Genomic DNA, 22,225 nt, shown 5'->3' with positions numbered 1-22,225 from the left:
ATGGGGCGCGGGCCACGTACCGTGAAGCCATGACGAGCATCGGTGGTGTGGAGATGGTCGACTGGAATCTCGCGGTCGCGACCGCGACCCGGCTGGTGCGCCCCGGGCCCGAGGTGAGTCGCGAGGAGGCGCGTGCCGTCGTCGCGGAGCTGCGGCGGCACGCCAAGTCCTCGGAGGAACACGTCCGCTCCTTCACCCGGATGGCCGTCTCCGGCGGCCCGGCCTCGGACACCCCCGTCCTCGTCGTGGACCGCGCGGGCTGGATCAAGGCCAATGTGGCGGGCTTCCGGCAGATCCTCAAACCGCTGCTCGGCAAGATGCAGGACCGGCGCGGCGGACTGCCCGGCGGGGCGGTGCTGGGCGCGGTCGGCGGCAAGGTGACCGGCGTCGAGCTGGGGATGCTGCTGTCCTTCCTGGCCTCCCGGGTGCTCGGCCAGTACGAGACCTTCGCGCCCGCGACCCGCGAGCTGCCCGGCTCCCCGGGCGGCGGCCGGCTGCTGCTGGTGGCGCCCAACATCGTCCACGTGGAGCGCGAACTCGACGTGGCCCCGCACGACTTCCGGCTGTGGGTCTCGCTGCACGAGGAGACCCACCGCACCCAGTTCACCGCCGTGCCGTGGCTGCGCGACCACATCGAGTCCGAGATCCAGGCGTTCCTCGGCGAGACCGATGTGGACCCGGCCACCCTGCTGGAGCGGGTCCGCGAGGCCTTCCAGTCGCTGAGCGGCGGCGGCCGTCCCGATGACGAGCGGGACGAGGCGGACGGGGGCGGCGCGCCCAGCATCATCGAGCTGGTCCAGACCCCGGCCCAGCGGGAGATCCTGGCCCGGCTGACCGCGGTGATGTCCCTGCTGGAGGGCCACGCCGACTACGTCATGGACGGGGTGGGGCCGGAGGTCGTGCCGTCCGTCGCGGAGATCCGGGAGAAGTTCCAGAAGCGCCGGGCCAGCGGCGCGGGCCGGCTCGACCAGGCGCTCCGCAAGCTGCTGGGGCTCGACGCCAAGCTGCGGCAGTACCGTGACGGTGAGCGATTCGTCCGGGCCGTGGTGAACGAGGTCGGCATGGACGGCTTCAACCGTGTCTGGACCTCGCCCAACACCCTTCCGACCAAGGCGGAGATCAGCAAACCCGCCGAGTGGGTCGCGCGGGTGCACCGTAAGGCGGAGTCCTAGAACCGGCACACTCCCGGCACACGCGGAAACGGACGAACGCCCCCTTTAATCACTCGTCCGAGGGACCGTTGGCGACGGGTAGGCGTGCGATGCTCGGGGAACAGCTCGCTTCTGTCACCATCGACATACGCAGCGTGACGAAAACGCCGCGTCACTCCTCGCACCCCCCGAGGCACCCCCTCGAATGACAGATGGGAAACGGACATGGGTCCCCATCCAGCGGTCGCCGCGATACGCCTCGCGGTCCGCCGCGTCCTCCACGACGTCCTCGTCACCCACTCGGCCTCGTCCTCCTGCTCGCCCTCCGCCGCCTCCTCGCCCTCGACGCGTTCGGCCCCCGCCCCCGCGGCTCCGCCCCGCCCGACGACGCGCCCCTCGTGCTCGCCGCCTGCTCCGGCGGCGCCGACTCCATGGCGCTCGCCTCCGCCCTCGCCTTCGAGGCCCCGCGGGCCGGCCTGCGCGCCGGCGGGGTCACCGTCGACCACGGCCTGCAGCAGGGCTCCGACGCCCGCGCCGCCGAGGTCGCCGACCGGATGCGGGCGCTGGGCCTGGCGCCGGTCGAGACGATCGCCGTGTCCGTCGGCCGCGGCGGCGGCCCCGAGGCCGCCGCCCGGGACGCCCGCTATGCCGCGCTGGACGCCGCCGCCGAGCGCCACGGCGCCACTGCCGTGCTGCTCGGCCATACCCGTGACGACCAGGCCGAGACGGTTCTGCTGGGCCTCGCCCGCGGCTCCGGCACCCGCTCGCTGTCCGGCATGGCCTGGGTCTCCGGGGCCGACGGCCGCTACCGCCGCCCCTTCCTCCAGCTGGACCGGCACACGGTCCGCGAGGCGTGCCTGGCCCAGTCGCTGCCCGTCTGGGACGACCCGCACAACGTGGACCCGTCCTACACCCGCTCCCGGGTCCGCCACGAGGCGCTGCCCATCCTGGAGAAGGCGCTGGGCAAGGGCGTCGTCGAGGCGCTCGCCCGCACCGCCCAGCTCTCCCGCGACGACGCCGACGCCCTCGACGCCTGGGCCGCCCGCGCCGAGGCCGATGTGATGACCACCGCACCGGCGGCGGCCGGTGGTGCGCAGGCCGTGCATCTCGACACCGTCGGCCTGCACGGACTGCCCACCGCCGTCCGCCGCCGGGTACTGCGCCGCGCCGCCATCGCCGCGGGCGCGCCGGCCGGTTCGCTCTTCGCCCGCCACATCGAAGAGGTGGACCGGCTGATCACCGGCTGGCGGGGGCAGCGGGCCATCAACCTCCCCGGCCGCGTCGAGGTCCGCCGTGAGGGTGGCAGACTGGTCATCCGGCAGGGCTGATCCGCCCGAGCCAGATGAGCCGGTACGTCGAACGAAAGTGGCGCGGGTGGACGACAAGGACATGGGCACCGACCTGAAGTCGGTCCTCATCACCGAGGAAGAGATCAACGCGAAGCTGGCGGAGCTGGCGGCCACCATCGACGAGGAGTACGCGGGCAAGGATCTGCTGATCGTCGGCGTGCTCAAGGGCGCGGTCATGGTGATGGCGGATCTGGCACGTGCCCTGTCCACGCCCGTCACCATGGACTGGATGGCCGTCTCGTCGTACGGCGCGGGCACCCAGTCCTCCGGGGTGGTGCGTATCCTGAAGGACTTGGATACCGACATCAAGGGCAAACACGTCCTGATCGTCGAGGACATCATCGACTCCGGACTGACGCTGTCGTGGCTGCTGTCGAACCTGGGCTCGCGTGAGCCCGCCTCGCTGAACGTCTGCACCCTGCTGCGCAAGCCGGAGGCGGCCAAGGTCGCCATCAAGGTGAAGTGGGTCGGCTTCGACATCCCCAACGAGTTCGTCGTCGGCTACGGCCTGGACTACGCCGAGAAGTACCGGAACCTGCGGTTCGTCGGCACCCTGGCCCCCCACGTCTACGGCGGCTGACGGCGCCGCGGACCCCTGGGAACCTGGCGGGGTTTTCCGCCGTTGGAGCAGGGGAAGGCGGTTTTGTTAACAGTCCACGGCGGCGTCGGGTGACAATGCTGGGGTACCGTCCGAAGGTCAGTCTTTTTTGAGACTGAGGATTGCACAGCTCATACACCGCAAATACACCGCAATACACCGCACGCACGGGCGGCCCCTCCAGGGCTGCCGTGCCTCACTGTGGCAGGAGGGACGGGGCGGCTTCGCCCCGTATGGATGGACGTGAAGCGCTACTTCCGTGGGCCGGTCATGTGGATCGTGCTGGCCGTCCTCGCCGTGGTCGTGTTGATGCAGGTCGTCGGCTCGTCCGGCGGCTACAAGTCGGTGGACACCAGTCAGGTCGTCAAGGCGATCAACCAGAACCAGGTCCAGTCCGCCGAACTGACGACCGGCGACGAGCACAAGGTAAAGATCAAGCTCAAGGACAACGTCGCCAAGATCTCGGGCAGCGACAAGCTCCAGGCCACCTACATCGGTGACCAGGGCGTCGATCTCGCCAAGACTCTGCAGGCCAATGCCCAGAAGCCCAATGGGATCCCCGACGGGTACAACGTCTCGACGTCGAAGCAGAACCCCTTCGTCGGGATTCTGCTCTCGCTGCTCCCGTTCGTGCTGATCGTCGTGGTCTTCCTGTTCCTGATGAATCAGATGCAGGGCGGCGGCTCCCGGGTGATGAACTTCGGCAAGTCGAAGGCCAAGCTGATCACCAAGGACACGCCGAAGACGACGTTCACCGATGTGGCGGGCGCCGACGAGGCGGTCGAGGAGCTCCAGGAGATCAAGGAGTTCCTCCAGGAGCCGGCGAAGTTCCAGGCCGTGGGCGCCAAGATCCCCAAGGGTGTGCTGCTCTACGGCCCGCCCGGTACGGGTAAGACGCTGCTCGCGCGCGCCGTCGCGGGCGAGGCGGGTGTCCCCTTCTACTCGATCTCCGGCTCCGACTTCGTCGAGATGTTCGTGGGTGTGGGTGCCTCCCGGGTCCGCGACCTGTTCGAGCAGGCCAAGACCAACGCCCCGGCCATCGTCTTCGTCGACGAGATCGACGCCGTCGGCCGGCACCGCGGTGCGGGCATGGGCGGCGGCCATGACGAGCGCGAGCAGACGCTGAACCAGCTGCTCGTCGAGATGGACGGCTTCGATGTGAAGGGCGGGGTCATTCTGATCGCCGCCACCAACCGGCCCGACATCCTGGACCCGGCGCTGCTGCGCCCGGGCCGCTTCGACCGGCAGATCGCCGTCGACCGCCCGGACATGCAGGGCCGGCTGGAGATCCTCAAGGTCCACCAGAAGGGCAAGCCGGTCGCCCCGGACGTCGACCTGTCGGCCGTCGCCCGTCGCACCCCCGGCTTCACCGGTGCCGATCTGTCGAATGTGCTGAACGAGGCCGCCCTGCTGACGGCCCGCAGCGACGGGAAGCTGATCGACAACCACTTCCTGGACGAGGCGATCGACCGTGTCGTGGCCGGTCCGCAGAAGCGGACCCGGATCATGAGCGACAAGGAGAAGAAGATCACCGCGTACCACGAGGGCGGCCACGCCCTGGTCGCGGCGGCTTCTCCGAACAGCGACCCGGTGCACAAGGTCACGATCCTCTCCAGAGGCCGGGCCCTGGGCTACACCATGGTCCTGCCGGACGAGGACAAGTACTCGACCACGCGCAACGAGATGCTGGACCAGCTCGCCTACATGATGGGCGGCCGGGCGGCCGAGGAACTGGTCTTCCACGACCCGACCACGGGCGCGTCCAACGACATCGAGAAGGCGACCACCACCGCCCGCGCGATGGTCACGCAGTACGGCATGACCGAGCGGCTCGGCGCGATCAAGTTCGGCTCGGACAACTCCGAGCCCTTCCTCGGCCGTGAGATGGCTCACCAGCGCGACTACTCGGAAGAGGTCGCCGCGCTGGTGGACGAGGAGGTCAAGAAGCTCATCGAGGCCGCGCACAACGAGGCCTGGGAGATTCTCGTCGAGAACCGGGACGTCCTGGACAACCTGGTGCTGGCGCTGCTGGAGAAGGAGACGCTGAACAAGGAGGAGATCGCCGAGATCTTCGCCCCGATCGTGAAGCGTCCGGCCCGCCCGGCGTGGACCGGCTCCTCGCGGCGTACGCCCTCGACCCGCCCGCCGGTGCTCTCCCCCAGGGAGCTCGCCCCGGCGAACGGTGCCCAGCCCACCTCGGCGGCTTCGCTGACCAAGAGCACCACTCCGGAGGACGCCGCCGAGCGCCCCGAGGAGTCGGGCTCCGGTTCGGAGAGCTGACCCCACCACCGGGGGCGGTATCCGTCGCCGGTGGGCCCCGGAATGAATGCCGCGTCCACCAGGTTCTAGCCTGGTGGACGCGGCATTTACGCGTTCGTTGTGTGTATGTGAGGAACGAGGCAGCTCCATGACCGACCCGGTGACGCTGGACGGCGAGAGCCCCATTGGCGTGTTCGACGAGAAGCGCGCCGAGAACGCGATCCGTGAGCTGCTGATCGCCGTTGGCGAGGACCCCGACCGGGAAGGGCTGCGCGAGACGCCGGGCCGGGTGGCCCGGGCGTACAAGGAGATCTTCGCGGGGCTGCGCCAGGAGCCCGAGGACGTCCTGACCACCACTTTCGACCTGGGCCATGACGAGATGGTGCTGGTGAAGGACATCGAGGTGATGTCGTCCTGCGAGCACCACCTGGTGCCCTTCGTGGGCGTGGCCCATGTGGGCTATATCCCGTCCCACGACGGCAAGATCACCGGGCTGTCCAAGCTGGCCCGGCTGGTCGATGTCTTCGCCCGCCGCCCCCAGGTCCAGGAGCGGCTGACCACCCAGATCGCCGAATCCCTGATGCGGATACTGGAGCCGCGCGGGGTCATCGTGGTGGTCGAGTGCGAGCACATGTGCATGACCATGCGCGGGGTGCGCAAGCCCGGCGCCAAGACCCTCACCTCGGCCGTCCGCGGCCAGCTGCGCGACTCGGCGACCCGGGCCGAGGCGATGAGCCTCATCATGGCCCGCTGAGCGGCTCCGGGCGCCTCAGGCCGGGATGAAGCCTCGGCCCGGCTTGACGGGCCCGTACGGGTCGGCTGGTGGCCTTTGGGCCTGCGCCGCGCCTCAGGCGCGGGCCGCGGCGCTCGGGCCGTCGCCGTCGTTGTCGTCGTCCTCCGGGAGCTTGAGGACCCGCTCCAGGAAGAACGCGGCCGCCACCACCCCCGCGGCCGCCAGCACCGACGCCCCGGCGTAGATCGCCTGATCCCGGCGGGCGGGCACATCGAGCTGCTCCATGGCCAGGAAGACGCCCGCCCCGCCGTACATCCCCGCGATCAGCGCCGACACCAGCGCGCTGGCCTGCCCGAAGACCACCGCACGGGCGGCCACCATCGGGTCCACGCCCTTGGCACCCGGCTGCCGCTCCCGCTGGGCGCGCAGCCGGGACCGCAGCGACAGCGCGGTGGCGGCCAGCACGACCGCGATCACGGCCAGCACGATCGGCGCGGCCACCGGGACGCTCGGCAGCGACCCGAACGTGTCCCACAGCCGGGCGCCCGCCCACGACACCACACCGGCCACGGCGAACAGCCCGACCAGCACCCCGATCCGAAGTTGCTTCACCGAGCGGTCGCCCCTCAATTCAGTACGTGCCAACGCGTCCGGAACCTATCCGGATCAACGTCTACTCGGGCAGTCGCAGTTCCAGATCGGTGCGGACCCGGACACCTTCCTGGCCCATCGCCGCCAGCAGCCCCGCGACCGCCCCGCGCCCGGGGACCTCGGCCTGCGGATCCACGTCGTTCCACGGCACCAGCACGAAGGCGCGCTCATGGGCACGCGGATGCGGCAGGGTCAGGTGGGGGTCGTCGGACACCACGTCCTGATACGCCACGATGTCCACGTCGATGGTGCGCGGGCCCCAGCGCTCGTCCCGCACCCGCTCGAACGCCTCCTCGATCGCGTGGCCGCGCTCCAGCAGCGAGGACGGCGGCAGCGTCGTCTTGATCAGCACCACCGCGTTGAAGTACGTGGCCTGGGTGCCGGGCTCCACGCCCCACGGGTCCGTCTCGTACACCGGCGATACGGCCTTGACCCGCAGGCCCGGAGTGTCCTCCAGGGCGTCGATGGCGCCCTGGAGGATCTCCAGGCGGTTGCCCAGATTGCTGCCGAGCGAGATCACCGCTCGTTTGGGGTTGCTCAACGTCACATCGGCGGCGTCCACCTGCTCCACCACGGAGATGGGAACGGGCTGCACGGTCGGGTCGCTGCTGCTCATACTCGGCTCCGGGTGATGGTGATGGTCACATCGTCGAAGGGCACGGTGATCGGGGCCTGGGGCTTGTGCACCACGACCTCGACCTCCCGCACCACGTCGTGCTTGAGGCACCGGTCCGCGATCCGTTCGGCCAGCGTCTCGATCAGATCGACCGGCTCACCCCGCACCACGGCCACGACCTCTTCCGCCACCACGCCGTAGTGCACGGTCTTGCCGAGGTCGTCGTCGGCCGCGGCGGGCCGAGTGTCCAGGCCGAGCACGAGGTCCACGACGAAGTCCTGGCCCTCCTCGCGCTCATGGGGTAGCACGCCGTGGTGCCCGCGAGCCTTCAGGCCGCGCAGCGCGACACGATCCACCTGAACCACTCCTGCTGGTCGTCGGTACGCGGGCACGCCCTCCTGGCCGGAGCGCACCACCCGTCCCCTGCCGTCTGCGGGGGTACCTGCCTCGCAATCTACCTGCGGGCCCCGGCGGCATTCGCCCATGGGGTGGGCGGTGCCGGCTGCCGACGCTCCGCGCCACAGCCTTCTACCCCCACCTCGCGGGGCTCGAACGGGGTCGGGTCAGCCCGGCAACAACCCGTCGTCGGCGGGGCCTTCGGGACCGCCCGGCTCCTCGTCGTCACTCTCCGCGAGCACCGGGGAGCCGTGGTGCGACCAGACCTTCCAGCCGTCCTCCGTGCGGCGGAACACATTCGTGGCCACGACGAGCTGGCCGACCAACGGGCCGAGCTGGCCCTCCTCCTCCGCGGGGGCGCCGCTGAGAATGTTCTCGGTGCAGGTCACCAGGGCGGTGTCGGCCATCACCGACACCTCGACATCCGTCAGGAAGAACTGGATGTAGTCCGTGTTGGCCATGATCAGCGCATAGGAGCGGAGCACCTCGCCCCGGCCGCGCAGCACCGGCCAGCCCGGGTGGACACAGGACACCTCGGTGTCGGGGGAGTCCAGCCACAGCCGCTGCAGCGTGGTGTGGTCGCCCTGCTCCATGGCGTCGTACAGCGCGGTGTTCACCTGCGCCACACGTTCGTTGTCCGTAAGGGAAGTCACAGCGCTCCCGCCGTGTTTTCGGCCCGCTCGATGGCCCGCGCCACGCGCACCGCGTCCGCGCTGGCCCGTACCTCGTGTACCCGGACGGCCCAGGCGCCTTCGCGTGCCGCGAGCGCGGTGACCGCCGCCGTGGCGGCGTCCCGCTCCCTGGCGGGCGGCGGGCTACCTCCGTCACCGGCCAGGACGCGCCCCAGGAACCGCTTGCGGGAGGCCGCCACCAGCAGCGGCCGGCCCAGCTCCCGCAGCGCGGACAGATGGGCGACCAGCGTCAGGTCGTGCCCGGCGTCCTTGGCGAAGCCCAGGCCCGGGTCGATCACGATCCGCTCCGGGTCGATACCGCCCGCGACGGCCTGCTCCAGGCTGTCGCGCAGCTCGGCGACGACCTCGCCGACCACGTCCGCGTACACCGCTCGGTTGTTCATGTCGATCGACTGGCCGCGCCAGTGCATCACCACGAACGGCACCCCCGCCGCGGCCACCATGGGCACCATCGCGGGGTCGGCGCCGCCGCCGCTGACGTCGTTGACCAGCCGGGCCCCGGCCGCCACGGCCCGCTCGGCCACCGCGGCCCGCATGGTGTCCACGCTGATCACGGCACCGGCCGCGGCCAGCTCCCGGACGACGGGGATCACCCGGCGCAGCTCCTCGGCCTCGTCGACGCGCGCCGCGCCGGGCCGGGTCGACTCACCGCCGACGTCCACCAGGTCGGCCCCGGCGGCGACCAGATCGAGACCGTGCTTGACGGCCAGTTCGGTGTCGAACCACCGGCCGCCGTCGGAGAAGGAGTCCGGTGTGACGTTCACCACGCCCATCACCGCGCACCGGTCCCACTCCGGCAGTCCGGCCACCCGGCCCCGCCCATGCAACGTGCTCATGTGCCCAGCCTAGGCGTAGGGGGTGTCTTCTGGATCAGGCCGCCTGCTGCAGCCCCCGCCCGTCGGCCAGCTGCCGATGGGCGCAGGGCCGGGGCTCGGGGCGCGGTCCGCGGCGCAGCAGCCGGGGCAGGGCCAGCGAGACGAAGCCCTCGGCCTGCATCGCGGCCAGGCCGATCCGGGGCAGGTCGCGGGTGTTGCGGAAGACCACGAAGCGCGGCTCCCAGCGCGGCTGGAACTTGGCGTTGAACTTGTACAGCGACTCGATCTGGAACCAGCGGGAGAGGAACACCAGCAGCGCCCGCCAGCCGCGCAGCACCGGGCCCGCGCCCAGCTTCTCGCCGCGCGCCAGCGCCGAGCGGAACATCGCGAAGTTCAGCGACACCCGCTCCACGCCCAGCTCGGGGGCGGCCTGCAGGGCGGCCACGATCAGCAGCTCGTTCATGCCCGGGTCGGCGCTGCGGTCGCGCCGCATCAGCTCCAGCGACATCCCGTCCCGGCCCCACGGCACGAAGTGCAGCACGGCCTTGAGATCCCCGTACGGGCCCTCCTCGACGCCCTCGTCGGCGGCCTTGTGGGCGGTGGCGACGACCGCGTCCCCGTCCGCCGGGTCGCCGATCCGGCCCAGCGCCATCGAGAAGCCGCGCTCGGTGTCTGTGCCCCGCCAGTCGGCGGCGGCGCGCCGGATGGCCTCCAGCTCCTCGGGGCCCAGGTCGGCGGCGCGCCGCACCCGGGTCCGGTAGCCGGCCCGCTCGATCCGCTTGACCATCTGGCGTACGTTGCGCATCGCGCGCCCGGACAGGGTGAAGTCCGCCACATCGACGATGGCCTCGTCGCCGAGTTCGAGCGCGTCCAGGCCGGTCTCCCGGGTCCACACCTCGCCGCCGGTCTCGCTGCAGCCCATCACCGCCGGGGTCCAGGAGTGGGCGCGTGCCTCCTCCATGAAGCGGGCGATCGCGCCGGGCCATGCCTCCACGTCACCCACCGGGTCGCCACTGGCGAGCATCACCCCGGAGACCACGCGGTAGCAGACCGCGGCCTTGCCGCTGGGGGAGAAGACCACGGCCTTGTCGCGGCGGAGCGCGAAGTGGCCGAGCGAGTCGCGGCGTCCGTGGGTGGCGAGCAGCTCCCGCAGCCGCTCCTCGTCCCCGGGGGTGAGACGGGCGGCGGGGTGCTCGGGGCGGAAGGCGAGATAGGCGGTGGTGGCGACGGTCAGCAGGCCCAGCGCGCCGAGCGAGTAGCCGACGGTGTAGTCCGCGCCGTGGCGGTAGTCGACCGGCCCCTCGAAGCCGAACAGGCCCCACAGGACGTGTTCGAGCTGCGCGCCGAGCGACGGGCTTCCTTCGATGGCGTCCGGATGCGAACGGACGATCAGCAGTCCCACGGTGACGCTGACCGCGCCCATGACGACGAAGTTGGCCAGTGCCATCCAGCGGCTGCGCGGATCGGGCAGCGCCGCGAACTCGGCGCGGTAGCGGATCAGCACCCCCATCAGGACGAGGGAGAGGACCATGCCGATGACCGAGTGCCGGTAGAGCAACTGGGCGGCCGCGCCGACGGGCAGCAGCGCCACGGCGGCGACCCAGGCCCGCCGCTTACGCCGTTTGAGGCCGTGGGCCAGCATCAGCAGCAGCAGACCGACCACGATCGAGGCGGCGGCGGCCAGGGAGCTCACGGCGCCCGGCAGCAGTTCGGCCAGCGCGTGCACCCTGCTGTGGCGCAGCCGGGGGAAGACGATGTCCATCAGCCCGATGAGCGTGCAGGCGGTGCCGACGACCGTGGGCACCGCCTCCGGCCTGGGGCCGCGCAGCAGGCGCCGTATCCGGTGGGGAACCTCTCCGGACGTTTCGGCATCTTGACTGTCAGGCATCTGTATTCCCGTCGCTTCGGTCAAGAGGATCTTTGGTTCTGTTGCGTGGCATCCGCACGATTTGCGCCCTGGTAGACGCCGTTTGAGGCAGCGGGGTTCCAACCGCGGCACGGGGGAGCCGGCCGCCCGGCAGAAAGATAGTGATGGGTCTCACGAGCAACAACCTCGTGATCGCGGCGGTCGTCGCGGCGTTGCTGCTGTTCGCGGCCACGATATGGCTGTGGCCCCGGTTGTCCGGGCGCGGAGTGGCTCCCGTGCTCGGCCGGGTCGGCATGCTACTGGGGACGCAGCTCACCGTGTTCGCGGCGTTCGGATTGTTCGCCAATCAGTCGTTCGGCTTCTACGGTTCCTGGTCCGACCTCTTCGGTACGCAGGACGAGCCGGGTGTCGTGGTGGACCACGACACCCCCGGTACCCGGGTGCGGGTCACCGAGACCCGCCATCTGGCCGTGGACGGCGGCTCGTCGCCCAAGGTCGCCGGGCGTGTCGAGAAGGTGAACATCCAGGGGCCGGTCTCCGGGATCGCGAGCCCCGCGTACATCTATCTGCCACCTGAGTACTTCCGGCCCGAGTACGCCCGGCGGACCTTCCCCGCCGCGCTGGTGCTGACCGGCTACCCGGGCACCACCGAAGCCCTCATCAATGGCCTGAAATACCCCCAGAACTCGCACAAACTGGTCAAAGCGGGGAAGATGCAGCCCCTCGTCCTGGTGATGATGCGGCCGACGGTCGCGCCGCCGCGCGACACCGAGTGCGTGGACGTGCCGGATGGGCCGCGGACCGAGACGTTCTTCACCAAGGACCTGCCGAAGGCGGTGGCCGACCACTACCGCGTGGGCCAGCGGGCCCGTAACTGGGGCGTCATCGGAAATTCCACCGGCGGCTACTGCGCCCTGAAGATGGCGATGCGCCACCCCGACGCCTTCTCCGCGGCGGCCGGGCTCTCCCCGTCGTACAAGGCCCCGATCGACGCGACCACGGGCGATCTCTTCGGCGGCAGCAAGCGGCTGGAGCGGGAGAACGACCTGATGTGGCGGCTGTCCCACAAGCCGGCGCCGCCGGTGTCGCTGCTGGTCTCCAGCAGCGAGCACGGTGAGCACAACTACCGGGACACCGTGCGCTTCGTGAACAAGGTGAAGCGGCTGAACCGGCGCGGGGAGCCGACCCGGATCTCGTCGATCATCCTGGGCACCGGCGGCCACAACTTCAACACCTGGAAGCGGGAGGTCCCCGCCGCGCTGGAGTGGCTCGGCGGCCGCCTCAGCGACCGCTGAGCCTCCGGGGCTCCCCGGCGCCCCCGAAAGCCTCTTCAAGGCGTCGGGGGAGCCCGGGGAAGACTGGGGAAGCCCGGGGGAGTCCTACACGTCGGCGACGGTCTGCAGCTGGACGTCCCCGCGGGCGATGCCGCCCGCGTCGGCGTCGATCGAGCGGCGGAGGGCCTCATGGAGCCGGGCCGGGGTGAGGACGCCGAGGAAGCGGTCATCGTCCAGGACCGCGATCCAGCCCGCGTCATGCTGCAGCATCGTGCTGAACGCCTGCTTGAGCGGCGCCCCGACCGGCAGCCACGCCTCCATCCGGCGCGCCTGGTCCCGTACGGTCCCCTTCGGGCCGTCGGCCGCGTCCGCCGGGATCCAGCCGTGCAGCCGCTCGGCGTCGTCCAGGACGACGGCCCAGCGCGCCCCTTCCGAGGCCAGCCGGGCGGCCGCCTTGGGGAGCGGGTCGTCCAGGTGGACGACGGGCGGCTGCTCCAGGTCGCCCGGTTCGATGGGGGTGACCGACAGCCGCTTCAGCCCGCGGTCCGCGCCGACGAAGTCGGCCACATACGGGGTGGCGGGCGCGCCCAGCACCGTGGCCGGGGTGTCGAACTGCTCGACCCGCCCCGAGCCGTAGACCGCGATGCGGTCTCCGAGCCGGACCGCTTCCTCTATGTCATGGGTGACGAAGAGCACGGTCTTGCGCACCTGTGACTGAAGTCGCAGGAATTCGGTCTGCAGGTGTTCGCGTACGACCGGGTCGACCGCGCCGAACGGCTCGTCCATCAGCAGCACCGGCGGATCGGCGGCCAGCGCGCGGGCCACGCCGACGCGTTGCCGCTGGCCGCCGGAGAGCTGGTCGGGATAGCGGTCGCCGTAGACGGACGGGGCCAGGCCGACCAGGTCGAGCAGCTCGGCGGCGCGCTCCCGCCCCTTCTTCCGCTGCCAGCCCAGGAGATGCGGCACGGTCGAGGTGTTCTCGAGCACGGTCTTGTGCGGGAACAGCCCGACCTGCTGGATGACATAGCCGATACGGCGGCGCAGGGCGACCGGATCGGCCTCGGCGATGTCCTCGCCGTCCACCAGAATCCGCCCCGATGTCGGCTCGATGAGCCGGTTCACCATCTTCATCGTCGTCGTCTTGCCGCAGCCCGAGGGACCGACCAGGGTGACCAGCTCACCCTCCGCCACCTCGAAGGAGAGGTCGTCCACGGCCGTCGTGCCATCGGCGTAGCGCTTGGTGACATGCTCGAAACGGATCATGGCTCCTCATTGTTGCCGCATTCGTGGCAGACATTGTTGCTGTTGTGTGGCGATCGGACGAGATTGTCATCTCCCGGGGTTAGGGTCACCAGGAATTGTGAAGAGCAACGGGCCGCGACCCGACGGGGGAGGTGAGCGTATGGCCGACGGAAACTGTCTGATCAGTAACGAGTGGATATGCGGTGAGTATGTACGCACACGTGGTCAGGAGCTGACGGACGCGACGCTCGAGCATGTGTGGATCACGCTCGCCTCGGTCGCGATCGGTCTGTTGGTCGCCTTTCCGCTGGCGCTGCTGGCCCGCCGATGGCGGGCCGTGTCAGGGCCGGTGCTGGGGCTGACCACGATCCTCTATACGGTGCCGTCGCTGGCGATGTTCTCGCTGCTGCTGCCCGTGTTCGGGGTTTCGGTCGCGGTGGTGATCACCGGTCTGGTGCTCTATTCGCTCACGATCCTGGTGCGCAACATCATGGCCGGTCTCGCCTCGGTGCCCGAAGAGGCGCGGGAGGCGGCCCGGGGCATGGGGTACGGCCCGCTGCGGCTGCTCTTCGGCGTGGAGCTGCCCCTCGCGCTGCCCGCGCTGATGGCCGGGCTGCGGATCACCACCGTCTCCACGGTCTCGCTCACCACGGTGGGCGCGATCATCGGATACGGCGGCCTCGGCAACCTCATCTACGAAGGCATGCGCAGCTTCTTCAAGGCCGAAGTGCTCACCGCCTCGGTGCTGTGCGTGGCGCTGGCGGTCGTGGCGGATCTGCTGCTGCTCGCCCTCCAGCGGCTGCTGACGCCGTGGGCGCGCAAGAGTCGGAAGGGCACCACCTGATGGACGTCGTCGCCAAGGCGTGGACCTGGCTGGCCACCGGTTCGCACTGGGCGGGCCCCGACGGGGTGTGGCACCGGCTCGGCCAGCATCTGTTCCTGACCTTCGCCTGCCTGGCCATCGCCTGCGCGGTGGCGCTGCCGATCGCCGTGGCCCTCGGCCATATCGGCAAGGGCGGCGCGCTCGCGGTCAACATCTCCAACGCGGGGCGCGCCGTGCCCACCTTCGCGGTGCTGGTGCTGTTGCTGCTCAGCCCGCTGGGGACGCACGGCGAGTGGCCCACGATCATCGCGCTGGTGCTGTTCGCCATCCCGCCACTGCTCACCAACGCCTATGTCGGGGTGCACGAGGCGGACCGGGAAGTCGTGGAGGCGGCCCGCGGGATGGGGATGACGGGCGGCCAGCTGATCCGCAGGGTCGAGCTGCCGCTGGCGTTCCCGCTCATCATGACGGGCGTACGGACGGCCGCGGTGCAGGTCGTGGCCACCGCGACGCTGGCCGCGCTGCCCGGCGGCGGCGGTCTCGGCCGGATCATCACGGCGGGCTTCCGGCTCACCGACACCCCGCAGGTGGTGGCCGGGGCGGTGCTGGTCGCGGCCCTCGCCCTGGTGGTCGAGGGCGTCTTCGTGGTGCTGGGGCTGCTGCTCGACCCGATGCGGCGCAGGACGGGCCGGCGGCTCGCCGCGTCCCGCCGCCCGCCCGCCGACCAGGCCCCGGCCTCACCGGCGCTGACGACGTAGCACCCGCGGGCCGGGCCCTCCCGCGACCGGACGCACGCGGGTGCGGATTCCCAGGGCGGGCGGCGCGGGTGACGCGGACGGCGCGATCGACGCAGAGAGCGCGGACACCGCACACGGACAACGCACAGAGCGCGGACAACACACAGAGCGCGGACGACGCAGACCACGCGGACAACGCAGAAACGCGGCCGACGCGGAAGAACGCGACGACGCGGACAACTACGGATGGGGAACCATGAGCAAGATCTATCGGGCGGCGGCGGCCGTCGCGGGGGTCGCCGCGCTGACGGCCGGGCTGACCGCGTGTGGCGGGGACAGCCTGGAGAAGTCGAGCGGCGGTGACAGCTCCGGGAAACCGGGCAAGGGCTCGCTGGTGATCGGATCCGCCTCCTTCTCCGAGTCGAAGATCCTCGCGGAGCTGTACGCGGGGGTTCTGAAGGACGCGGGCTATTCCACTTCGATCAAGACCGTGGACGCCCGCGAGCTGTATGAACCGGCCCTGGAGAAGGGCCAGATGGATGTCGTGCCGGAGTACGCGGCGACGCTGGCCGAATTCCTCAACCAGAAGAAGAACGGGTCGAATGCCGCCCCGGTGGCCTCCTCGGACGTCGACGAGACGGTCACGGCGCTGAAGAAGCTCGCCGAACCGCGCGGGCTGAAGGTGCTGGACCCCGGCAAGGCCGTGGACCAGAACGCCTTCGCGGTCAGCGGTGACTTCGCGAAGAAACATGATCTCAAGACGCTCTCCGACCTCGGGAAGTCGAAGCAGAAGGTCACCCTGGCGGCGGGCGACGAATGCCCCAAGCGGCCCTTCTGCCAGCCGGGTCTGGAGAAGAAGTACGGCATCGACATCGCCGGGATCGACCCGCTGGACATCGGCAGCGTCCAGGCCAAGCAGGCCGTCAAGGACGGTAAGGACCAAATGGTCCTGACCACGACCACGGACAGCACGCTGGATCAGTTCGGGCTCGTTCTGCTCGACGACGACAAAAATCTGCAGAATGCCGACAACGTACTTCCCGTGGTGAATGCGAAGTCCGCCGGCTCGCAGAAGATCGCGGACTCGCTGAACAAGCTCACCAAGGTGCTGACCACCGCCGATCTTCGGGAACTCAACAAGAAAGTTGACGCCGAGCGGCTCAAGCCGACGGATGTCGCCGCCGACTACCTGCGGGACAAGGGGCTGGTGAAGTAGGATCAAAACCCCGCTCGGCAGGGCTTGGCAAGGGATCACGGACACGCGACCGCCGCATTTGCCAACGGATTGACAACAGATCTGGCCCGGCGGGCACCCAAGCGACCCCTTTGCACGGTAGGTTTCGGGCCATGCCACGTGGACGCCACCGCCAATCCCCACCCCTGCACAGGCTTCTTCCCTCCGCTTCGGTCGCAGTCGCGTCAATAACCTGCGCCGCCGGAGCCTGGCTGGTCGGCGATACGGTCGTGATCCGCGGACTTGCCGCGACCGCGGCCGCCGCCGCGGTCGTCGGCGCCTTCCTGATGCGCCGTTGGGACCGCTCGGCCGGCCGCCGTGTCGCGGAGGCCGCGAGCGAGGCCGCGCGCCAGGAGATGAAGTACGAGGAGCGGATCGCGGAGCTCGAGGCGGACGCCGAGAAGGCGAGCGAGCTCCGCACCGCGCTCAACACCCGGCTGCGCGCCAAGCGCGCCGAGCTCGCCCGGCTGCGCAATGAGCACGCCGAGCTGCTGCGCCGCTACGCCACGGCCGAGACCGAGCGGGCCACCGCCCTGGAGGGCCGCCGCCGGCTCGCGCTGGAGGCCGCTTCCCCCGCGAAGGCGCTGGAGGCGGCGACCGTCCCCGCCGAATCCGCCGGGTCGAGCGTCGAGTCGAACGAGCCGGACGGCACCGCCTCCGGGCGCGCCATGCCGTCGGCCACCGCCTACGCCAAGGCCGACGAGGCGCTGAGCCGGCTCAGGGAGAGCGCGCGACGGCAGAAGGAGCGCCGGGAGCAGGCCGCTGCCGCGGGTGCCCGATCCGACGCCCCGGCTCCCGCGACGGACGCCCGGAAGGGCGCGGAGCGGGACGGGCGCAAGGGCCGGCGCGAGAACCGCGACAAGGGCGGTGCCGCCACGCTGGGGAAGCCCCCGGCGGTCGGCGGGCAGGACGACGACGGCCCCCAGGAGCCGCCCGTCCACGCCCGTACGGCCGCCTCGGCGGTGGTGCCGTATGCCGCGGCACGCCGGGCCGCCTCCCGTTCGGAGAGCGGCTTCGACTACTTCGGCACCCAGAAGAAGCACCCGAAGAAGCAGAAGCGGGAGCCCGAACCCGCCGAGGAGGACCTCGCCGATGTGATCGGCGACGAGACCCTCGCGGAGACCAGGAAGGGCGCGGTGGGCGAGGTCATCGACCTGACCGCGCACGACGAGACGGAACAGATCGACCTCGGGGAGCTGCGCAGCGCGATCTCGTAACGGGATCGCGCCCGCGCGCCTTGGCGCCGCCGGCTACGTGGCGTCGCCGACTACTGGTCGGTGCCGCCTACTTGTCGATGTCGCCGACGACGAAGAAGAGCGACCCCAGGATCGCCACCATGTCGGCGACGAGCGTGCCCGGCAGCAGCTCGGTGAGTGCCTGGATGTTGTTGAACGAGGCCGAGCGGAGTTTCAGCCGGTACGGCGTCTTCTCGCCCTTGGAGACGAGGTAGTAGCCGTTGAGGCCGAGCGGGTTCTCGGTCCAGGCGTAGGTGTGTCCCTCGGGCGCCTTGAGCACCTTCGGCAGCCGCTGGTTGATCGGCCCCGCCGGGAGCTCGTCGAGCCGGTCCAGGCAGGCGTCCGCCAGCGCCAGGGAGTTGTGCGACTGCTCCAGCAGGCACTCGAACCGCGCGAGGCAATCGCCCTCCTGGCGGGTGACGACCTTGAGGACGTCCTGGAGCTCCGGGTAGGCCAGATACGGCTCGTCGCGCCGCAGATCGAAGTTCACCCCCGAGGCCCGGGCGATGGGGCCGCTGACCCCGTACCCGTGCACCGTCTCGCGGGTCAGGACGCCGACGTCGCGGGTGCGGCCCCGGAAGATCTCGTTGCCGAGCACCAGGTCGTCGTACACGTCCATCCGCGAGCGCACCTCGGCCACGGCCTGGCGGGCCCGGCCCAGCCAGCCCGCCGGGAGATCCTCCTTGAGGCCGCCGACCCGGTTGAACATGTAGTGCATCCGGCCGCCGGAGATCTCCTCCATGACGTGCTGGAGGTCCTCGCGCTCCCGGAACGCGTAGAAGATCGGCGTGATGCCGCCCAGCTCCAGGGGGTAGGAGCCGAGAAACATCAGGTGGTTCAGGATCCGGTTGAGCTCGGCGAGCAGCGTACGGGTCCACACCGCCCGCTCCGGGACCTCCATGCCCAGCATCCGCTCGACGGCGAGCACGACGCCGAGTTCGTTGGAGAAGGCGGAGAGCCAGTCGTGGCGGTTGGCCAGCATGATGATCTGGCGGTAGTCGCGCGCCTCGAAGAGCTTCTCCGCGCCCCGGTGCATATAGCCGATGACCGGTTCCGCGCTCTGGATCCGCTCTCCGTCGAGGACCAGCCGCAGCCGTAGCACTCCGTGAGTGGAGGGGTGCTGTGGGCCGATGTTGAGCACCATGTCGGTGCTCTCCGCGGCGCCGCCGATGCCGACTGTCGTCTCCGTCATGCGTACCAGTGTCTCAGCACGCGCTGCCTGGCAGGGGCCTCGCCCCTGGACCCCGGGGCTCTGGGGTGGAGCCCCCCCACGCGGCGGAGGCGCGTATCGATGCGCTGCGTTGCTGGGCCCGGGGTCTGGAGTGGAGCCCCCCACACGGCGGAGCCGCATATCGTCAGGTGCCGGGAAGGGGCGGGAAGGGGCGGGGGCGGGAAGGGGAAAGCCCGCCGCAGGGGCCAAGGCCCGTCGGACACTCCCTACGGCCGGAGCACGTCGTGGGGCAGGTCCACCGGCTGGAGGAGCCAGGTGAAGGCGCCCAGGCCCGCCGGGTCGGTCAGCTCCGCGGCCTCGCCCGCCGCGCCGAGGGCGCGGACGTAGGCGGCGGGGTCGGTGGAGGCCAGGGCGAGCGGGGGGCGGCGGCCGTCGACGCCGAGGGCGCGCAGCGCCTCGCGCTGGGCCAGCAGCCCGGCGCCGGGCCCGGTCGCGGCGGCGGCGCACGCGTCCATCGCGACATGCGCCGTCAGATCGCAGGAGCCGTCCGGTACGGGCCGGACCTCGCGCCCCTCGCGGAAGCCGGTCAGCGTGCCGAACGGGGGCCGGGCGGCGCGCTCGTGGCCGTAGTCGACGGCGACCGCGAGGCCCGCCCGCAGGGAGCGCACGGCCCGCGCCCAAGCGTCCTCGCGCGGATGGCCGATCTCGGCGCGCAGCCCCGGTTCGGCGCCCGCCAGGGGCCACCAGCGGGCCAGCCACGCCGCGTCCTCGCCGTCCACCGGGTCGCCCAGCCGCTCGGTGCCGTCCCCGGCCGCGAGGTCCACCTCCACCCGGCGCGGCACCCCGTCCGCGTCGTTCTCGGCGATGTCCACGGGCACGTTGTCGAGCCACTCATTGGCGAACAGCAGCCCCGTGCACCCCTGCGGCGGGGCGTCGAGCCAGGCGATCCGCTCGTCCAGGCCCGCCGGCCGCTCCGCCCGCTCCACCGCGTAGGGTCGCAGCCGCCGGTCCAGCTCATGCGGCAGACCGGGGGCCAGGGCGAGCATCCGCGTGAGCAGCTCGCCGCGGCCGGCTCCCAGGTCCACCAGCGCCAGCTCGGCGGGGCGGCCCAGCGCCTCGTCCACCCGGCCCAGCAGTTCCGCGACCGCCCGGGCGAAAAGCGGTGAGGCATGTACCGACGTGCGGAAATGCCCGGCGGGGCCCTCCGGGCGCCGGAAGAATCCGCCCGTTCCGTACAGCGCCCGTTCGGCCGCCGTACGCCATCCGCTCCACTCATGCTTCTCAGTCGCCACACCGCCACGCTATGTGGAATCGTCTCCACCTTGGGGAGTAGGGCCGGGCGATACGGATCGCCCCTCGGGTTGACCCGAGAGGGTTCGGCGGTGCCTACGCTGGGTGACGTGCAGCGCCTCTACGAATTTCTCCGCAGGCATCCGACAGGGGTGGACACCTTCTGGGCCGTCCTCCTCGTCGGCTTCGGTTCCCTGTGGGTCGTGGAGGCGGAGATGGGCCGGGGTTCCCGGTTCGCGGCCGTGCCGATCGTCCTGGCCCTGGGGACGACGGTCGCGCTGCGCCGCCGCGGCCCCGAGAAGATGCTGGCGCTGGCCATCCTGTGCGGTGTCGCCCAGCTCGCCGCCGACGTCAAGCCCAATCTGGCCGACTTCGCCATGCTGGTGATCGTCTACACGGTGGCGGTCGCCTCCTCGCGCCGGGCCTCCCGCTTCGCGCTGGGCGTGGCGATCAGCGCGGCCCCCCTCGCCACCCTCCGCTGGCCGCAGTCCCACCAGGGCTGGTGGGACGACCTCGTCTCGGCGGTCTTCGTCTCCATCCCGTTCGTACTGGCCTGGGTGCTCGGCGACTCGATCCGCACCCGCCGCGCCTACTACGCCCAGCTCGAGGAGCGGGCCGCCCGGCTGGAGCGGGAGCGCGAGGCGCAGTCGAAGGTCGCGGTGGCCGCCGAGCGCGCCCGGATCGCGCGGGAGCTGCACGATGTGGTGGCACACAACGTGTCGGTGATGGTGGTGCAGGCGGACGGCGCGGCATACGTCATGGACGCCTCGCCCGAACAGGCCCGGCAGGCGCTGGAGACGATCTCCGGCACCGGCCGCCAGGCGCTCGCCGAGATGCGGCGGCTGCTGGGCGTGCTGCGCACCGGGGAGCCTGGCGAGGAGAACGACTACGTCCCCCAGCCGGATGTCGAGCAGATCGACGAGCTCGTGGAGCAGGTGCGCGGCGCCGGGCTCCCGGTGGACTTCAAGGTGGTGGGCAGCCCGCGCCAGCTCCCCAGCGGGGTCGAGCTGACCGCGTACCGCATCGTGCAGGAGGCGCTCACCAACACCCGTAAGCACGGCGGCCCGGACGTGGGCGCGAGCGTCCGCCTCACCTACTTCGACGACGGGCTCGGGCTGCTGGTCGAGGACGACGGGCGGGGCGCGCAGCGCGAGATGTACCAGGACGGCGGCGCCGACGGCAGCGGCCACGGGCTGATCGGGATGCGCGAGCGCGTCGGCATGGTGGGCGGCACGCTCGACGCGGGACCGCGGCCGGGCGGCGGTTTCCGGATCAGCGCACTGCTGCCGCTGAAGCCGGTCCGTTGAGCGGTGGGCGCATCATGACCCGTATGCGCATGCGTAACGTCGCGCCGTGGCCGCTGTAAGCCGGCTGTCAGGCCAGAGGAAGGGACCCGTCCGGAATGTCGATTCGCGTCATGCTCGTCGATGACCAAGTGCTGCTGCGTACCGGCTTCCGGATGGTGCTCGCGGCCCAGCCCGATATGGAGGTCGTCGCCGAGGCGGGCGATGGGGTGGAGGCGCTGCAGGCGGTGCGCTCCACGGAGGTGGACGTCGTCCTCATGGACGTCCGGATGCCGAAGCTGGACGGGGTGGAGGCGACCCGGCGGATATGTGAGCGGGAGGGGGCGCCGAAGGTCATCATACTGACCACCTTTGATCTGGACGAGTACGCCTTCTCCGCGCTCAAGGCCGGGGCGGGCGGCTTCATGCTCAAGGATGTGCCGCCCGCGGAACTGCTCGCGGCGATCCGCGCGGTGCACAGCGGTGACGCGGTGGTCGCGCCCAGTACGACGCGCCGGCTGCTGGACCGGTTCGCGCCGATGCTGCCGGGCGGTGGGGGAAGCGGCGGCCGGGTCCGTCCGGAGCTGGAGCGGCTGACCGACCGGGAGCGCGAGGTGGTGCTGCTGGTCGCGCAGGGACTGTCGAACGGCGAGATCGCGGCGCGGCTGGTGCTGTCCGAGGCGACCGTGAAGACCCATGTGGGGCGCATCCTCACCAAGTTGGAGCTGCGGGACCGGGTGCAGGTGGTGGTGATGGCCTACGAGACGGGGCTGGTGCGGGCCGGGGGCTCGGCCGGACCGGCTCGCTGA

The 22,225-nt window shown here is 71.1% G+C and carries 20 protein-coding genes and 1 pseudogene; 12 read left to right on the top strand and 9 right to left on the bottom strand.

What is annotated here, in order from left to right; genetic code table 11:
• The first annotated feature begins 29 nt into the window (after positions 1 to 29).
• The 5 genes and pseudogenes from BLV72_RS15205 to folE all read left to right on the top strand — a co-directional run bounded on the left by BLV72_RS15205 (position 30) and on the right by folE (position 6,111).
• Complete coding sequence (locus tag BLV72_RS15205) at positions 30 to 1,172, top strand: zinc-dependent metalloprotease (RefSeq protein WP_093470356.1); 1,143 nt, start codon at positions 30 to 32, stop codon at positions 1,170 to 1,172.
• A 204-nt stretch (positions 1,173 to 1,376) separates the two neighbouring features.
• Positions 1,377 to 2,479 (top strand): annotated as a pseudogene (gene tilS, locus BLV72_RS15200) (tRNA lysidine(34) synthetase TilS).
• A gap of 61 nt (positions 2,480 to 2,540) precedes the next feature.
• Positions 2,541 to 3,080: a hypoxanthine phosphoribosyltransferase gene (gene hpt / locus BLV72_RS15195; protein ID WP_043241584.1), complete on the top strand. Its 540-nt coding sequence runs from the start codon at positions 2,541 to 2,543 to the stop codon at positions 3,078 to 3,080.
• Between the two features lie 255 nt (positions 3,081 to 3,335).
• Complete coding sequence (ftsH, locus tag BLV72_RS15190; protein WP_093462848.1) at positions 3,336 to 5,378, top strand: ATP-dependent zinc metalloprotease FtsH; 2,043 nt, start codon at positions 3,336 to 3,338, stop codon at positions 5,376 to 5,378.
• Positions 5,379 to 5,505: 127 nt separating this feature from the next.
• Positions 5,506 to 6,111: a GTP cyclohydrolase I FolE gene (gene folE / locus BLV72_RS15185; protein ID WP_093462846.1), complete on the top strand. Its 606-nt coding sequence runs from the start codon at positions 5,506 to 5,508 to the stop codon at positions 6,109 to 6,111.
• 93 nt (positions 6,112 to 6,204) lie between these two features.
• Here folE and BLV72_RS15180 read toward each other — a convergent pair whose 3' ends face one another.
• From BLV72_RS15180 to BLV72_RS15155, 6 genes are all read right to left on the bottom strand, one after another.
• Entirely contained in the window at positions 6,205 to 6,702 is a 498-nt protein-coding gene (locus BLV72_RS15180) for a DUF3180 domain-containing protein (RefSeq protein WP_093462845.1), read from the bottom strand.
• 61 nt (positions 6,703 to 6,763) lie between these two features.
• Positions 6,764 to 7,357, bottom strand: a complete 594-nt coding sequence (gene folK, locus BLV72_RS15175) for a 2-amino-4-hydroxy-6-hydroxymethyldihydropteridine diphosphokinase (protein ID WP_093462843.1) — start codon at positions 7,355 to 7,357, stop codon at positions 6,764 to 6,766.
• Positions 7,354 to 7,713, bottom strand: a complete 360-nt coding sequence (gene folB, locus BLV72_RS15170; RefSeq protein WP_014061653.1) for a dihydroneopterin aldolase — start codon at positions 7,711 to 7,713, stop codon at positions 7,354 to 7,356. Before folB ends, folK begins: the two co-directional genes overlap by 4 nt.
• A 207-nt stretch (positions 7,714 to 7,920) precedes the next feature.
• Complete coding sequence (locus BLV72_RS15165) at positions 7,921 to 8,406, bottom strand: nuclear transport factor 2 family protein (RefSeq protein WP_014061652.1); 486 nt, start codon at positions 8,404 to 8,406, stop codon at positions 7,921 to 7,923.
• Positions 8,403 to 9,281: a dihydropteroate synthase gene (gene folP / locus BLV72_RS15160; RefSeq protein ID WP_167746357.1), complete on the bottom strand. Its 879-nt coding sequence runs from the start codon at positions 9,279 to 9,281 to the stop codon at positions 8,403 to 8,405. The genes BLV72_RS15165 and folP overlap by 4 nt, the downstream gene beginning before the upstream one ends.
• A gap of 34 nt (positions 9,282 to 9,315) precedes the next feature.
• A complete protein-coding gene (locus tag BLV72_RS15155; RefSeq protein ID WP_093462840.1) occupies positions 9,316 to 11,148 on the bottom strand; it encodes a phosphatidylglycerol lysyltransferase domain-containing protein in 1,833 nt (610 codons plus the stop codon).
• 143 nt (positions 11,149 to 11,291) lie between these two features.
• Here BLV72_RS15155 and BLV72_RS15150 point away from each other — a divergent pair, with 143 nt between their 5' ends.
• Complete coding sequence (locus tag BLV72_RS15150; protein WP_093462839.1) at positions 11,292 to 12,422, top strand: alpha/beta hydrolase; 1,131 nt, start codon at positions 11,292 to 11,294, stop codon at positions 12,420 to 12,422.
• A gap of 84 nt (positions 12,423 to 12,506) precedes the next feature.
• Here the strand turns inward: BLV72_RS15150 and BLV72_RS15145 are convergent, their stop codons facing one another.
• A complete protein-coding gene (locus BLV72_RS15145) occupies positions 12,507 to 13,664 on the bottom strand; it encodes an ABC transporter ATP-binding protein (RefSeq protein WP_093462837.1) in 1,158 nt (385 codons plus the stop codon).
• 139 nt (positions 13,665 to 13,803) lie between these two features.
• Between BLV72_RS15145 and BLV72_RS15140 the strand changes: the two genes are divergently transcribed.
• The 4 genes from BLV72_RS15140 (at position 13,804) to BLV72_RS15125 (ending at position 17,654) form a co-directional block, all read left to right on the top strand.
• Complete coding sequence (locus tag BLV72_RS15140) at positions 13,804 to 14,487, top strand: ABC transporter permease (RefSeq protein ID WP_093462836.1); 684 nt, start codon at positions 13,804 to 13,806, stop codon at positions 14,485 to 14,487.
• Entirely contained in the window at positions 14,487 to 15,224 is a 738-nt protein-coding gene (locus BLV72_RS15135; RefSeq protein WP_093462834.1) for an ABC transporter permease, read from the top strand. Before BLV72_RS15140 ends, BLV72_RS15135 begins: the two co-directional genes overlap by 1 nt.
• Positions 15,225 to 15,459: 235 nt before the next feature.
• A complete protein-coding gene (locus BLV72_RS15130) occupies positions 15,460 to 16,419 on the top strand; it encodes an ABC transporter substrate-binding protein (RefSeq protein ID WP_093462833.1) in 960 nt (319 codons plus the stop codon).
• A gap of 248 nt (positions 16,420 to 16,667) precedes the next feature.
• A complete protein-coding gene (locus BLV72_RS15125; protein ID WP_093462831.1) occupies positions 16,668 to 17,654 on the top strand; it encodes a hypothetical protein in 987 nt (328 codons plus the stop codon).
• A 67-nt stretch (positions 17,655 to 17,721) separates the two neighbouring features.
• Here BLV72_RS15125 and BLV72_RS15120 read toward each other — a convergent pair whose 3' ends face one another.
• Positions 17,722 to 18,864, bottom strand: coding sequence for an NADH-quinone oxidoreductase subunit D (locus BLV72_RS15120; protein ID WP_093462830.1), 1,143 nt, complete (start codon positions 18,862 to 18,864; stop codon positions 17,722 to 17,724).
• A gap of 245 nt (positions 18,865 to 19,109) precedes the next feature.
• On the bottom strand, positions 19,110 to 20,135 hold the full coding sequence (locus tag BLV72_RS15115) for an SAM-dependent methyltransferase (RefSeq protein WP_093462828.1): 1,026 nt from the start codon (positions 20,133 to 20,135) through the stop codon (positions 19,110 to 19,112).
• Between the two features lie 108 nt (positions 20,136 to 20,243).
• Here BLV72_RS15115 and BLV72_RS15110 point away from each other — a divergent pair, with 108 nt between their 5' ends.
• Positions 20,244 to 21,440 carry a sensor histidine kinase gene (locus BLV72_RS15110; RefSeq protein ID WP_093470355.1) on the top strand — a complete coding sequence of 399 codons (1,197 nt, stop codon included), beginning with the start codon at positions 20,244 to 20,246 and terminating at the stop codon, positions 21,438 to 21,440.
• Between the two features lie 95 nt (positions 21,441 to 21,535).
• Positions 21,536 to 22,225 (top strand): response regulator transcription factor, encoded by a 690-nt coding sequence (locus BLV72_RS15105; RefSeq protein WP_059142470.1) that lies wholly within the window; start codon positions 21,536 to 21,538, stop codon positions 22,223 to 22,225.

This window comes from Streptomyces melanosporofaciens, assembly GCF_900105695.1.
GTDB classification, from domain to species: Bacteria; Actinomycetota; Actinomycetes; order Streptomycetales; family Streptomycetaceae; genus Streptomyces; species Streptomyces antimycoticus.
Note: the sequence above shows the minus strand (reverse complement) of the source record. Positions and strands in the feature narration are given on the sequence as shown.

Coding starts and splice junctions, on each gene's coding strand:
- BLV72_RS15205 (WP_093470356.1), top strand. CDS start 30: ATGACGAGCATCGGTGGTGTGGAGATGGTCGACTGGAATCTCGCGGTC.
- hpt (WP_043241584.1), top strand. CDS start 2,541: ATGGGCACCGACCTGAAGTCGGTCCTCATCACCGAGGAAGAGATCAAC.
- ftsH (WP_093462848.1), top strand. CDS start 3,336: ATGGACGTGAAGCGCTACTTCCGTGGGCCGGTCATGTGGATCGTGCTG.
- folE (WP_093462846.1), top strand. CDS start 5,506: ATGACCGACCCGGTGACGCTGGACGGCGAGAGCCCCATTGGCGTGTTC.
- folK (WP_093462843.1), bottom strand. CDS start 7,357: ATGAGCAGCAGCGACCCGACCGTGCAGCCCGTTCCCATCTCCGTGGTG.
- folP (WP_167746357.1), bottom strand. CDS start 9,281: ATGAGCACGTTGCATGGGCGGGGCCGGGTGGCCGGACTGCCGGAGTGG.
- BLV72_RS15155 (WP_093462840.1), bottom strand. CDS start 11,148: ATGCCTGACAGTCAAGATGCCGAAACGTCCGGAGAGGTTCCCCACCGG.
- BLV72_RS15150 (WP_093462839.1), top strand. CDS start 11,292: ATGGGTCTCACGAGCAACAACCTCGTGATCGCGGCGGTCGTCGCGGCG.
- BLV72_RS15145 (WP_093462837.1), bottom strand. CDS start 13,664: ATGATCCGTTTCGAGCATGTCACCAAGCGCTACGCCGATGGCACGACG.
- BLV72_RS15140 (WP_093462836.1), top strand. CDS start 13,804: ATGGCCGACGGAAACTGTCTGATCAGTAACGAGTGGATATGCGGTGAG.
- BLV72_RS15135 (WP_093462834.1), top strand. CDS start 14,487: ATGGACGTCGTCGCCAAGGCGTGGACCTGGCTGGCCACCGGTTCGCAC.
- BLV72_RS15130 (WP_093462833.1), top strand. CDS start 15,460: ATGAGCAAGATCTATCGGGCGGCGGCGGCCGTCGCGGGGGTCGCCGCG.
- BLV72_RS15120 (WP_093462830.1), bottom strand. CDS start 18,864: ATGACGGAGACGACAGTCGGCATCGGCGGCGCCGCGGAGAGCACCGAC.
- BLV72_RS15105 (WP_059142470.1), top strand. CDS start 21,536: ATGTCGATTCGCGTCATGCTCGTCGATGACCAAGTGCTGCTGCGTACC.